This window comes from Maribacter flavus (assembly GCF_008386635.1).
Lineage (GTDB): Bacteria > Bacteroidota > Bacteroidia > Flavobacteriales > Flavobacteriaceae > Maribacter > Maribacter flavus.
This window is the reverse complement of the sequence record NZ_VUOE01000003.1, coordinates 158,881-173,089: the sequence shown is the minus strand read 5'-3', so window position 1 is coordinate 173,089 and position 14,209 is coordinate 158,881. Positions and strand designations below refer to the sequence as shown.

The window sequence follows — 14,209 nt, the reverse complement described above, 5'->3', positions numbered from 1 at the left end:
TTTAAACTTGCGCTAATTCTCGTTCCCTATACTTTTCAACGGTTTCTAAAAACAATCTTGCATTTTTCAAATAGGAAGTCGCAAATTCTCTCGTGGGCTCATTTTTGTTGATTTGCAAAACCATGTTCTCAAAACCACCCGAAACCTCGATTCTACCATTGGCAACAAACTTCTCATCGAAATCCTTGATAATACTGGCGTGGGTGTTCACTTTGGTATTTTCTGATGTCAATAAGGCCTTGGCCGAATTGACCATTGAGGCATAGGCATAATAAATACTGGCAGCCCATTTTTCCTCCTCAAATTTCTCTTGGGCATTCTGAATTTTTTCCTCACTTTCAAAAAGTAAGGTGGCTATCAAATCAATGACAACCCCGGCACACTCTCCCACACCTATAGCCTTCTCATATCTTTCGGTATTTCCCCAATCAACAAAATCATCGGCAGTTAAATCATCGACATTGGATAAATGGGTCAAGAAATCGTAGAAATACATTTGTCCTTTTTCGGCATAATAATCGGGAAAGGATTTTCCATTGCCGTTAGCATCAAAATCGTCCAATATCAATCGTAAGGCTTCAGGTCCCCGCTTACTGGGCACTTTTACTACCTTATCCGCAAAACGTCCATTTCCATTTCCATCATTTCCACCTCCCAATAATACCTGTAAGGCAGGGGCCACCAATTTATCCTTAGTTCTAACGGACATTCCTTGGAAACCAATATTGGCCATATTGTGCTGTCCACAGGCGTTCATGCATCCGCTTATTTTAATGACCACATCTGGATTTTCAATATATTGTGGATATTCTGCTTTTATTACCCGTTCCAACTCCTCCGCTATTCCCGTACTACTCGCAATACCCAGATTGCAGGTATCCGTTCCGGGACAGGCGGTAATATCCAAGGCCTTATTATAACCGGCTTCAGCAAAGCCTAGTTTTTTTAGTTCCGCGAAGAAAAATGGAATGGCATCCTCTCTTACATGGGGAATCAATATATTTTGGCGCAAAGTCAACCGGAATTCACCCGCAGCATAGTTCTGTACCAAATCCGCTAACAATCTGGCCTTTTCCGTATAAAAGTCTCCCAAAAGAACCTTAATTCCTATCGCCACAAAACCATCTTGTTTCTGTGGTAGGATGTTGGTAGACTTCCATTTTTCAAATTCCTTGATATCGTCAATTTCTACTTTTGGAGCTTCGAGCTCGGAAACTTTTATTTTAGGGTATTCCAAGGCATCAATGGGATAGGTTTTAAAGGGAATTGCCTTGCATTCTTCATCGATCAGTTTTCTAAAACCATCCAAGCCCACATCTTTTAATAAGAACTTCATTCTGGCTTTTGCCCTGCTTTTTCGTTCTCCAAAGCGGTCAAAAACACGGACCACTACTTCCATCAGAGGAATTATTTTATCCGAAGGCAAAAACTCATATAAAACATCTGCATGCCTCGGTTGTGACCCCAATCCCCCACCAAGCATCACTTTAAAACCTTTAATACCTTCTTTGATTTTGGCAATAAAACCAAGGTCGTGCATGTAGGAAAGTCCGGTATCTTCATCCGAAGCGGAAAAGGAAACCTTAAACTTTCTTCCCATTTCCTGACTCACGGGATTTCTCAAAAAATATTGAAAAAGGGCGTGGGCATAGGGCGATACATCAAAAGGCTCGTTTATATCGATGCCTGCGGTTTCACTGGCCGTTACATTGCGTACCGTATTACCACAGGCTTCCCTGAGGGTAATATCATCCTTTTCCAACTCCGCCCAGAGTTCAGGAGTCCTGTTCAAATCCACATAATGAATTTGGATATCCTGTCTGGTCGTAATATGGAGCCTACCTCTAGAATACTCGTCCGAAACCTCACAAATACGATGCAATTGTTTAGATGTTACCTTTCCGTAAGGCAGCTTAATCCTGATCATTTGAACCCCTGGTTGACGCTGTCCATAAACTCCCCTGGCCAAGCGAAGACTTCGAAATTTCTCCTCATCCAACTTACCCCCGTGGAATTCATGAATCTTTCGTTCCAACTCTAGGATGTCCTTTTCAACAATCGGATTTTCTATTTCTGTTCTAAAACTTTGCATTGCTATTTTTTATTTGATCTTGTCCTGCTGCTTTTATAATAATATAAATCCTATCGGATTAATATGTTTTAATTTAAAATTATATTCAACATTTAATTCAGGATTACGACTAACTTATAAACCCGGCTCCTACCGTATTATTTGATTGTGTATCGATAAGAATAAAGGAACCATTGGTCCTATGATTTTTGAACTTATCGTAAAAAATAGGTTTGTTTAACCTAAAACTCACCTCCGCAATATCGTTCATACCCAACGACTGGGCTTCGGCATCCACTCCGGAATAATCCGGTGCAATTTTATGATGCACCTGATCAACCTTGGCCAATACCTTATTGACCCCATGCTGAACCACATATTTGTTCCCTGCCGCCAACGGCTTGGAATCCATCCAGGAAATGGTAGCTGTAAATTGCTTTTCTATGGTTGGGAGGTCATTGGCCTTGACCAACATATCACCCCGGCTCAGATTAATTTCGTCTTCCAACGTAATGGTCACAGATGACCTTCTAGAAGCCGTTTTATATTTTTTATCGTAAACATAAATGTCCTTGATTTTAGACCTTGTCTGTGAAGGTAGGGCGACTACCTCATCACCCACACTCAACTCACCTCCGTAGACCTTACCTGCAAAGCCCCTAAAATCATGATGCTCCTCTGTTTTTGGACGGATAACATACTGCACGGGAAAACGAGGCGTGCCCACATTGGAAACCGCTGCAAGATCCAAAGCTTCCAAATGCTCCAATAAAGTTTCCCCCTTATACCAAGGTGTATTTTCGGATTTATTTACGACATTATCACCCTTAAGGGCACTGACCGGAACAAACGTGATTTTTTGATCGGCATAATCCCGTTTCTCCATCAGTTTTTCAAAATCGGCCTTAATTTCATTGTATCGTTCCTCTGAAAAATCGACGAGATCCATTTTATTGATGGCCACCACTACTTCCTTTATACGTAGAAGATTATTGATGAAAAAATGCCTGTTGGTTTGTTCAATAACCCCTTTACGAGCATCGATCAAAATAATGGCCGCTTGCGAGGTAGAGGCACCCGTTACCATGTTTCGGGTATATTCCACATGTCCTGGGGTATCGGCAATAATGTAGCTTTTCTTCGCAGTGGAAAAATAGATATGGGCTACATCTATGGTAATTCCCTGTTCTCTTTCAGCCACTAAACCATCCGTAGCCAAGGAAAAATCCAAATAATCGTATCCTTTTTGCTTACTGGTCCTTTCTATGGCTTCGAGTTTATCCGAAGTCAAGGATTTGGTATCGTAAAGTATCCTTCCAATCAAGGTACTTTTACCATCATCCACACTACCTGCCGTTGCTATTTTTAGTACTTCCATTTTTATGCGGTTAGCCATTAGGTTTTAGCTGCTGGCCATTAATTATTATTTGATTTATATCCGATAGCTAATAGCCAACGGCAGAATTTTCAAAAGAAAATTCTAAAAATATCCTTGTTGTTTTCTTTTTTCCATGGCCGCTTCGGAACGTTTGTCGTCTATACGGGCACCTCGTTCTGAAATGGAAGAATCCCTAATTTCGGCTACCACCTTATCTATACTAATGGCATCCGAAAGAACGGCCGCCGTACAGGACATATCACCTACCGTTCTAAAACGGACCATCCGTTCTTCCACAACCTCATCCTCATCCCTGAATACAATTCCATCTTCGGCCGACCATATCATACCGTCCCTAAGAAAGGTCTTGCGCTTATGTGCAAAATAGATGGAAGGAATCTCTATTCCTTCATCCTTTATATAGGACCAAACATCCAGCTCCGTCCAGTTGGAAATAGGGAACACGCGTACGTTCTGACCCAACTCGATCTGACCGTTCAACATATCGAACAATTCCGGTCTTTGGTTTCTTTCGTCCCATTGTCCAAAATCGTCACGAACAGAAAATATCCTTTCCTTGGCCCTTGCTTTTTCCTCATCCCTACGGGCACCTCCAATACAAGCATCGAACTTAAACTCTTCAATAGCATCCAACAGCGTCGTTGTCTGCAAACTGTTTCTACTGGAATATCTTCCAGACTCTTCCTTGACCTTTCCTTGGTCAATGGAGTCCTGGACATTTCTAACAATAAGTTCCAATCCCAGTTCCTTAACCAAACGATCTCTAAATTCTATGGTCTCGGGAAAATTATGTCCGGTATCAATATGCATCAAGGGAAAAGGAATTTTAGCGGGCCAGAAGGCCTTTTGGGCCAACCTTACCAAAGTAATCGAGTCCTTTCCTCCCGAAAACAATAAAACCGGTTTTTCAAATTGTGCCGCTACCTCCCTCAAAATATAAATGGCCTCATTTTCTAGGGCATTGATATGGGCGGTATTCTCACCGATTTCAACTGGTACTTCCAATTCTTTTACTTCCATAGGTATTCTTTATGTATGTAATCCGCACTCCCTATTGGCCAAAACCTTGGTGGGATCAAAATAGTTATGTTCATTGGGAAGATCGAACTTCCTTAAATAGGTGTCTAATTGGGTATCATTGTAATGATAGAAAGGACTCACTTTTAGCACCCCGTCCTTGCTCAAACTTAATATATCCAAACTATCACGCAAAGCTGTCTGACCTTTGCGCAAGTTCGTAAACCAAACATCTGGTTTAAAGTCGGCCATGGCCCTGGCGAAAGGTTCCAATTTCACTTGCTTGGTAAATTCCTCATGTCGTGGATCATCTATTTGTGGAATTCCCATTATGGCATCCCTATGGGCAGAGGTCTGTCTCGGAACATATAATTTGATGTTCAATTGTAACCTTTCAATTAGCTCCTCCGCGTGTTTATAAGTCTTTGGGGTATTGTATCCCGTATCGCACCAAATCACAGGAATGTCCTGACTTACTTGCGATACCGCATGTAAAATAGCGACTTCATAAGGCCGAAAATTGGTAGTAACCACTGGGGTATTACCGTGTTTCACGGCCCAAGAGATTATTTCCTCTGGTGGTATACCCTTGAATTGGGCGTTCAATTGTTGAATTTGAGATGTTGAAAATGCCATACCTTTTTTATTTGCCCCATTTTATTAAGTTCCACAACCTTTCATGAAAAAAATAGAGAATCATTTTCGTGACAAAATCTATTGACGCTATGGATGCCGCAATTGAAATCTTACCTGTAAGGATGTATGAAATAACAAGTGTGTCCAGAGTTCCTATGATACGCCAGCTAAATGCCTTGGCAATACTTCGTATAGGCTTTTCGGATTTTTTATCCTCCGCGTAGGTCGTTTTTGTGGTTTTCTTATCTAAAACAAGTTGATCTGCAATCATCTTAAATTGTAAATTTTATTACCCTACTTATCTAGTAGAGTTTTCAAAAATAGAATTTAATTTTTACCTATCACCAATGAAATCCTTAAAATTTATAATTACCCTATAGAATTAGTAGATTATTAACAAAACAGGGGTGAAATTGAGATATTTCCAACAAGAGGTTTAGATGGGCAAACTTATTTCTCGTCTTTGGGTTGATTGCAAAGAATATCCTGTAAGGTATTGTTTCGGTATACCGCCAAGGCACTGTCCCTAACTTGGAGCATCAATTTGTGGACGGAGCATGTCCTTTCGTCCGGGCAATCGTCACAGCTTTCGTAAAAATTAAGGCTTACACAAGGTACCATGGCAATAGGCCCTTCCAGTACCCGCATAACATCGGTCATATATATTTGGTCTGGGTCCTTCAAGAGGTAATATCCACCACCCTTACCTTTTTTGGAACTCAAAAATCCAGATTTACGTAGGCTTAGGAGAATACTTTCCAAAAACTTTTGGGATATATTCTCATGCTCCGCTATTTCGGAAATCTGGACGGGTTTTCGATTTTTTTGGTTTCCCAAATACGCAAGGGCCTTTAATCCGTATTTTGTCTTCTTGGAAAGCATATTTCAAAGATAATTAAAATTAAGGTTGAGAAATTTGGTGTAGCGATTTAGTCGATATAAACGTAAACTGAAATAACACTGATTGCCAGTTACGTGTGAGTTCAGTTAGCAGACTCTTTCTATGGCCAGTATCAAAATAAAAAAATGTTAATCTAAGACAATACTTGCTCCATTACTTATAAATATTTAGTAACTTAATGCATCCGATTCAAAACAAACTCACTATGTCAAAATTCAGCTTAAAGATAAATGGAAAGACCCTAGAGGTCGATGTAGACGATAGCACACCCATGTTATGGGTGCTCAGGGACCATCTTAATTTGGTGGGAACAAAATATGGTTGCGGCATTGCCCAGTGTGGTGCCTGCACCGTTCACTTGGGAGATAACGCGATTCGTTCGTGCCAATTACCTGTTTCCTCTGTTGGCGACCAAGAAATTACAACCATAGAAGGACTTTCTGAAAACGGCGATCATCCAGTACAAAAAGCATGGCTAGAGATAGATGTTCCACAATGTGGCTACTGTCAAGCCGGTCAAATCATGAGTGCAACGGCCCTACTAAAGCGAAATCCTTCCCCCAGCGATGAAGAAATAGAAACGGCTATGAACGGAAACATTTGTAGATGTGGAACTTATGTACGCATCAAGAAAGCCATAAAAATGGCAGTCTCAGAGACTCAGAATGCATGACTCGTACAAAGCACCAAAAAAATCAAAAAAAATGACACTCGTAAAAACAAAAATAGGAAGACGATCTTTTATAAGAACTTCGGCACTTGCCGGTGGTGGTATGATGGTGGGTTTTAGTTGGCTCGCCTCTTGTAAAATGACCCCTGAAGAAGTGAACAGCCTTCCAAAAGAATGGTTTGACATCAATGGTTTTCTAAAAATTGGTGATAATGGATTGGTAACAATCATGTCTCCCAATCCAGAAATCGGACAGAACGTAAAAACGGCCATGCCTATGATTGTGGCCGATGAATTGGACGTAGATTGGAAAAACGTCATTGTGGAACAGGCGCCGCTAAATTTGGATGTTTTCCAGAGACAGTTGGCCGGCGGAAGCCAATCCATCCGAGCAGGATGGGAAGGGTTGCGTATGGCTGGTGCTACAGCGAGAAAAATGTTGAGACAGGCCGCTGCCAAAGCTTGGGAGGTCCCCTTGGAAGAGGTGACCACATCCAACGGAACGCTCTACCACAAAGCAAGCAACAAATCGGCCGGTTATGGTGAAATGGCATCTGCAGCGGTGGGTGTAGCTTCTCCCAATGACCCACCAGAAAATATTGAAGTTCCGGAAGAAGTTGAGTTAAAGGACATAAATGATTTTACGATAATAGGTACGGACAGATTAAATGTTGACGGACCAAAAATAGTTACAGGAAAACCATTGTTCGGAATCGATGTCCAAGAGGAAGGTATGCTTACAGCCATGATAGTGCATCCTGAGGCTTTTGGGCAAACCTTTAAATCAATGGATGCCGAATCAATCAAATCCATGCCGGGAATCATAGATGTTTTCCCTGTTGATGTATATCCAGAAGGGGTTGAAAAACAGTGGTCCGATGGAGGTGGAATACCACAACTAGTTGCAATTGTGGGTGAAAGTACGTGGCAGTGCATGCAGGCCAAAAAAGCTTTAAAAGTGGAATGGGAAAGCCCATCTAACTTGGAAAGTACCGAAAGCTATGAGGACGATTTAGCAAAATTGTTGGATGCTCCCGCAAAAGAACCTGCTCGTAGCGATGGGGATTTTAACAAGGCCATTAAAGGTGCGGCCAAAGTCATCGAGCGAACCTATAGTGCTCCATTTTTGGCCCACAATACAATGGAGCCCATGAACTTTTTTGCCAACGTAACTGCGGACAAGGCCGAAGTGAAAGGTCCTATACAGACTCCTGAGTTTTTGGAAAAGACCTTATCCTCTGTGTTAGGATTGCCCATTGATAAAATAGATGTTGGCATGACTCGTATGGGTGGTGGATTTGGACGTAGGCTCTACGGACACTTTGGTGTAGAGGCAGCCGTTATTTCCAAAAAAGTACAGGCTCCGATCAAATTGGTGTATACCCGAGAGGACGACATGACCCAAGGAACCTACCGCCCTGCCTACAAAGTGAGGTTCAAGGCAGGATTGGACAAGGATAACAATCTAATAGCTTGGTCCGTGAAGGGAGTTGGAACTAATGATGATTTAGTTTTTGAAAATAGATTCCCTGCGGGAGCGGTAGATAATTATTTAGCTGAAAAGACAAGCCTACAGACCAAAATTACGACAGGGGCATGGAGAGCACCTAGGTCTAACTTTATGGCCGGTGCAGAGCAGTCCTTTATGGACGAGGTAGCCGAATTGGCCGGTAAAGACCCTATCGAATTCCGTTTGGAATTGTTCGACAGGGCGATAAAAGACCCCGTTGGACCACCTGAGAAAAATGATTACGATCCCGAACGCTATGCCGGTGTTTTAAAATTAGTTAAGGAAAAAGCCAATTGGGACGGTTTGGATAATGGTAAAGCCAGGGGAGTATCCGCCTATTACTGCCACAATTCCTATGTAGCCCAAGTATTGGATCTTACCATGGACGGTAACAAACCTATGGTAGAAAAGGTTGTTTGTGCCGTGGATTGTGGAATCGTAATCAATCCAATCAGTGCCAAAAACCAGATTGAAGGGGGTATTATAGACGGTATTGGACATGCTACTTATTCTCAAATGACCTTTGAGAACGGGGTTCCGCAGCAGCAGAACTTCGACTCCTATCATTTAATTAGAAATAGCGAGGCGCCCAAACAGATAGAGTCCTATTTTGTGGATAACGGTATAGACCCTACCGGACTTGGAGAACCTTCGTTGCCACCTGTTATCGGGGCATTGGCGAATGCCATGTATAAGGCTACCGGAAAACGCGTCTACAATCAACCCTTTATTCTTGAAAAGGAAATAGTGGGATAGTATATTGCTTAGCCTATAATTGCTAGGTATTACCGTTACGACCCCACGGCCGTAAATTTGAAAAGTGTTATCGAAGTTTTTTTCGGTAACACTTTTTTAATTCCACGCCAACCAAAGCTAAAAGTCATATAACCTACTTTATTTTGAACTTCCCTACCTTAGTTTTCCTTTTGTATATCAATATTTTGTAATTTCAACAAGGACAACAACTTATCAAAAATTATGGCAGCATTCTCATTAAAAATCAACGGAACACAACATGAAATCAATGTTGACCCAACAACTCCCATGCTTTGGGTACTTAGAGATCATTTACATATGGTAGGAACCAAATACGGTTGCGGAATTGCCCAATGCGGTGCCTGTACGATACATCTGGGCGACAATGCCGTTAGATCTTGTCAGCTTCCTGTATCATCCGTGGGCGACCAGGAAATTACCACGATAGAAGGGCTTTCAGAAAATGGGGACCATCCGGTTCAGAAAGCTTGGCTAGAAGTGGACGTTCCTCAGTGCGGTTATTGCCAGGCAGGTCAGATTATGACGGCTTCCGCCCTACTGAAGAAAAACCCAAATCCATCGGACACCGAAATTGAAAATGCCATGAATGGAAATATATGCCGATGTGGAACATATACCAGAATTAGAAAAGCCATAAAAATGGCTGCCAACACTAACCAAAATTCATAAAACAGATGACCCATATCAAAACAAAACTAGGAAGACGTGCATTTATAAAAAACACCAGTCTTGCGGGAGGTGGACTGGTACTAGGATTTAGTTGGCTAAATTCCTGTAAACCTAAGGGTGCGGATGCCGTGGCGATGGAATTGGAAATGCCAAAGGAATGGTATGAAATCAATGGATATTTAAAAATTGGGGATAATGGGGTCGTTACCATTATGTCCCCCAATCCAGAAATTGGACAAAACGTTCGGACCTCGATGCCCATGATCGTTGCGGACGAACTGGAGGTGGACTGGAAAAATGTGGTCGTTGAGCAAGCACCCTTAAATACAAATCTGTATAGTTGGCAGGTAGCCGGCGGCAGTAGATCGATAAGCAGTTCTTGGCAAAACCTACGTATGGCGGGAGCCACCGCCAGACAGATGCTAAAAAATGCAGCGGCACAGGCGTGGCAGGTGCCCGCTGGAGAAATTACCGCTATTGCAGGTGTTCTTTCACACGAAGCAAGCGGCAATTTCGCCGGATATGGCGAAATGGCTTCAGCTGCGGCGAGCTTGGAAGTGCCCGAAGAAATAGAATTGAAGGAGATTGCAGATTTTTCCATTATCGGAACATCACGTAAAAATGTGGATGGCAAAAAAATAGTAACGGGCCAACCCCTATTTGGATTGGACGTACAGCGGGAAGGTATGTTGATCGCCTCATTGGTTCATCCGCCTGCCTTTGGCATGAAACTTAAATCCTTTGATGCGGAGTCTGCCAAGCAGATGCCAGGAATTCATGATATTTTTTCCATCAAACTATACGATGAAGATTACAAAAAAAATACCTTTCACTTTACGGCCTTCAATGAGTTGATCGCTGTGGTAGGGGAAAGCACTTGGCAGGTATTTCAGGCCAAGAAAGCTTTGAATATCGAATGGGAAAACGCTTCCGATATTACAGAAACCGTAACCATGTTCGGCAATGATATGGAAGTTAACTTTCCCGCCGGTATGGAAGATTCGGAGACCCATACCACCAAATTAAAGGAATTGGTGACTTCCAAAGGAAAGGTAACACGCAAAGATGGCGATCCTGAAACCGCCTTTAAAAATGCCGCCAAAATTATTGAGCGGAGTTATAGTTGTCCGTTTTTGGCACACAATACCATGGAACCCATGAATTTCTTTGCACATGTAACGGAAGACCATGCGGAGTTATTAGGTCCTACACAAACCCCAGAATGGATGGAACCCGCCGTTTCCGAAGTTTTAGGATTACCCTTGGAAAGCATTGATATTCAAATGACGCGACAAGGAGGTGGTTTTGGTAGGAGGCTTTATGGCCATTTTATGGTGGAGACCGCCTTGATATCCAAAAAAATGAAAGCTCCCGTGAAATTGGTCTATAGTCGGGAAGATGATATGACGCAAGGGATTTATCGCCCAGCGTATTATGCCACCTATCGTGCGGCCTTGGACGCAGATAATAAATTGATAGCCTTTCATGTAAAGGGCGGGGGAATTCCGGAAAGCCCAGTATTCGCCAATCGATTCCCTGCCGGAGCCATTGACAATTATTTAGCTGAAGACTTTACCCTTAATTCCAACATTACCACCGGTGCATTTAGAGCGCCACGCTCCAATTTTATCGCCGGGGCGGAACAGTCCTTTTTGGATGAACTGGCCGAGGAAATGGGCAAGGATCCCATCGATTTCAGATTGGAACTACTAAAACGAGCCCAAGAGAACCCGGTCGGGGAAAAGGAATCCAACGATTATGACGCGGCCCGATATGCAGGGGTGCTGGAATTGGTAAAAGAAAAAGCGAATTGGGGCCAATCCGAAGCGGGAGTTCACAGAGGGGTTTCAGCCTATTTCTGCCACGACAGTTACGTTGCCCAGGTATTGGATATGGTACTGGAAAATAACAAACCCGTCGTTCAGAAAGTTACGGCTGCCATCGATTGTGGTATTGTGGTAAACCCCGATGCGGCATCGAACCTATCCGAAGGGGGAGCTATTGACGGAATTGGCCATGCTATGTATAGTGGCCTTACCTTTAAGGACGGTGCTCCAGAACAGAACAACTTTGACCGGTATCGATTGATTCGGCATAGCGAAGCACCAAAATCCATTGAAACGCACTTTGTGAAAAATGACATAGACCCAACAGGCATGGGTGAACCGCCATTTCCTCCCGTTATGGGGGCCTTGGCGAATGCATTGTATAAGGCTACGGGCAGAAGACATTATCATCAACCCTTTATAACGGACAAACCGCCATTAGTAGGATAATGCTCAAAACGAATCTAAAATATCAGAATAAGTGACCACCGTTAAAACTAAAATTGGACGTCGATCATTTATAAAAAGTAGTGCCTTGGCCGGTGGTGGAATGGTACTGGGCTTTAGCTGGTTAGCATCCTGCAAAATGTCAGCGGAAGAAGTGAACCAACTACCAAAGGAATGGTTTAAAATCAACGGATATTTAAGAATAGCGGACAATGGTCAGGTGACCATTCTATCACCTAATCCGGAGGGAGGTCAAAATGTAAAGACCTCCATGCCCATGATTGTTGCGGATGAGCTGGGCGTGGATTGGAAGGATGTAATCGTGGAGCAGGCACCCTTGGATACGGCGGCTTTTACACTTCAATTTTTGGGTGGAAGCCAATCCATTCGCAGGGGTTGGGAAGGGCTGCGTATGGCCGGTGCCTCCGCTAAGGCCATGTTGATTGCTGCGGCGGCCCAAGATTGGCAAGTACCATCAGAAGAAATCAGTGCACGTAAAGGCATTTTAACACATACCGAAAGTGACAAAAGTGCTTCCTATGGCGAAATGGCATCCGCTGCGGCAACTATGAAGGTACCCGAAGAAGTGCAATTAAAGGAAATCAAGGATTTCACCATTATTGGTACATCCCAAAAAAATGTGGACGGCCACAAAATCGTTACGGGTAAACCTTTATTTGGAGTAGACACCTATAAAGAGGGCATGTTGACCGCCATGATTGTAACGCCCCCGGCATTTGGGCTCAAACTAAAATCTATTGACGACAGCGAGGCAAAAAACATGCCCGGTATCCAATCCATCTTTACCATCGAGGTATTTAATGACGACTATGAGAAAGCCTTCTTTGATACGCGAACGTTCAACGAGGTTGCGGTCATTGTGGGCAATTCCACATGGGAAGTCATGAATGCAAAAAAAGCCTTGAAAATAGATTGCGAACCCATTGAAGGTATTACGGAGACCCGAAACCGCTTTGGCAGAAAATGGGAGGAATACACCCCGGGCGGACTGGAAAGCACAGCCAAACACTATGCGGAGATGGAAGCCATCGCTTCCAAAAAAGCGACGGTGAAACGTAGGGACGGCCATCCTGAAAATGCCTTTAAAAATGCGGCCAAGGTTTTGGAGGCCACCTACACGGCACCTTTCTTGGCGCACAATTGCATGGAGCCCATGAACTTTTTTGCCGATGTTTCCGATAATAAAGCCTTGCTCATTGGTCCGTTGCAAAAACCTGAACTAACGGAACAGACCCTTTCGGCCCGATTGGGCATACCCATTGAAAATATAGAGATACAGATGACCCGTTTGGGCGGTGGGTATGGCCGAAGGTCCTATGCACATTGGCTCGTGGAGGCGGCCCTTATTTCCCAGAAAATGAAGGCCCCCGTAAAATTGGTGTATTCCCGCGAGGACGATATGACCAATGGTATTTACCGACCCTCCTACAGGGCCACCTATCGGGCGGCGCTGGATGCCAATAACAACCTCATCGGCTTTCATGTAAAGACGGGTGGAATTCCTCAGAGTCCCCTGCATGAAAACCGCTTTCCCGCCGGAGCCGTTGAGAATTACTTGGCGGAAGATTGGACCATCGACACCAACCTGACCGTAGGTTCCTTTAGGGCACCCAGCTCCAATTTTATCGCCTGTGCAGAACAGTCCTTCCTGGATGAAGTGGCCGAAGCCACTGGTAAGGACCCCATAGACTTTAGGTTGGAACTATTGGAACGCGCCCAGCACAATCCCGTTGGGGAAAATAATGATTATGAGGCCCACCGCTATGCCGGCGTATTGAAACTAGTAAAGGAAAAGTCCAATTGGTCCAATAGGGATAGCGTGGCGCGAGGCGTGGCCGCCTATTTCTGCCATAATTCTTATGCGGCCCAGGTATTGGACCTGACGTGGGAAAACAATGAACCGGTCGTTCAAAAGGTAACCTGCGCAATCGATTGTGGAATCGTGGTCAACCCGGATGCCGCAACGAATCTGGCCGAGGGCGGTATCGTGGACGGGATAGGCAATGCACTCTACGGCGAAATTTCCTTTAAGGACGGTGTGCCGGACCAACAAAATTTTGATACCTACCGCATGATCCGCATGCGCGAGGCGCCCAAGGAAATCGATGTGCACTTTGTGGAAAGTGACATCCATCCCACGGGATTGGGGGAACCTTCCTTCCCTCCTATTTTTGCCGCCTTGGCGAATGCCATGTACAAGGCGACGGGAAAACGCGCGTACAAACAGCCCTTTTTAAAGGAACGGGAACTGCTGGGGTAATTCGT

General features: G+C 43.8%; 11 protein-coding genes. 5 read left to right on the top strand and 6 right to left on the bottom strand.

Annotated features, from left to right (window positions below):
• Position 1: 1 nt before the first annotated feature.
• The 6 genes from F0361_RS16870 to F0361_RS16845 all read right to left on the bottom strand — a co-directional run bounded on the left by F0361_RS16870 (position 2) and on the right by F0361_RS16845 (position 6,005).
• Positions 2-2,092 carry a HEPN domain-containing protein gene (locus F0361_RS16870; RefSeq protein ID WP_154920567.1) on the bottom strand — a complete coding sequence of 697 codons (2,091 nt, stop codon included), beginning with the start codon at positions 2,090-2,092 and terminating at the stop codon, positions 2-4.
• A gap of 109 nt (positions 2,093-2,201) precedes the next feature.
• Positions 2,202-3,449 (bottom strand): sulfate adenylyltransferase subunit 1, encoded by a 1,248-nt coding sequence (locus tag F0361_RS16865; RefSeq protein ID WP_154920565.1) that lies wholly within the window; start codon positions 3,447-3,449, stop codon positions 2,202-2,204.
• 102 nt (positions 3,450-3,551) lie between these two features.
• Complete coding sequence (gene cysD, locus F0361_RS16860) at positions 3,552-4,490, bottom strand: sulfate adenylyltransferase subunit CysD (RefSeq protein ID WP_138259300.1); 939 nt, start codon at positions 4,488-4,490, stop codon at positions 3,552-3,554.
• Positions 4,491-4,499: 9 nt separating this feature from the next.
• Positions 4,500-5,123 carry a phosphoadenosine phosphosulfate reductase domain-containing protein gene (locus F0361_RS16855; protein ID WP_154920563.1) on the bottom strand — a complete coding sequence of 208 codons (624 nt, stop codon included), beginning with the start codon at positions 5,121-5,123 and terminating at the stop codon, positions 4,500-4,502.
• A gap of 7 nt (positions 5,124-5,130) precedes the next feature.
• Entirely contained in the window at positions 5,131-5,394 is a 264-nt protein-coding gene (locus F0361_RS16850) for a DUF2061 domain-containing protein (protein WP_094997718.1), read from the bottom strand.
• 179 nt (positions 5,395-5,573) lie between these two features.
• Positions 5,574-6,005 (bottom strand): RrF2 family transcriptional regulator, encoded by a 432-nt coding sequence (locus tag F0361_RS16845; protein WP_138259298.1) that lies wholly within the window; start codon positions 6,003-6,005, stop codon positions 5,574-5,576.
• A 224-nt stretch (positions 6,006-6,229) separates the two neighbouring features.
• Between F0361_RS16845 and F0361_RS16840 the strand changes: the two genes are divergently transcribed.
• The 5 genes from F0361_RS16840 (at position 6,230) to F0361_RS16820 (ending at position 14,204) form a co-directional block, all read left to right on the top strand.
• On the top strand, positions 6,230-6,697 hold the full coding sequence (locus F0361_RS16840; protein WP_154920561.1) for a (2Fe-2S)-binding protein: 468 nt from the start codon (positions 6,230-6,232) through the stop codon (positions 6,695-6,697).
• A 31-nt stretch (positions 6,698-6,728) separates the two neighbouring features.
• Complete coding sequence (locus F0361_RS16835) at positions 6,729-8,960, top strand: xanthine dehydrogenase family protein molybdopterin-binding subunit (protein ID WP_138259296.1); 2,232 nt, start codon at positions 6,729-6,731, stop codon at positions 8,958-8,960.
• A gap of 222 nt (positions 8,961-9,182) precedes the next feature.
• Positions 9,183-9,650: a (2Fe-2S)-binding protein gene (locus F0361_RS16830; protein ID WP_154920559.1), complete on the top strand. Its 468-nt coding sequence runs from the start codon at positions 9,183-9,185 to the stop codon at positions 9,648-9,650.
• Positions 9,651-9,655: 5 nt separating this feature from the next.
• A complete protein-coding gene (locus F0361_RS16825; RefSeq protein ID WP_154920557.1) occupies positions 9,656-11,926 on the top strand; it encodes a xanthine dehydrogenase family protein molybdopterin-binding subunit in 2,271 nt (756 codons plus the stop codon).
• 31 nt (positions 11,927-11,957) lie between these two features.
• The gene (locus F0361_RS16820) at positions 11,958-14,204 is read left to right on the top strand and encodes a xanthine dehydrogenase family protein molybdopterin-binding subunit (RefSeq protein WP_154920555.1); all 2,247 of its coding nucleotides are present in this window, start codon (positions 11,958-11,960) and stop codon (positions 14,202-14,204) included.
• Positions 14,205-14,209: the final 5 nt, after the last annotated feature.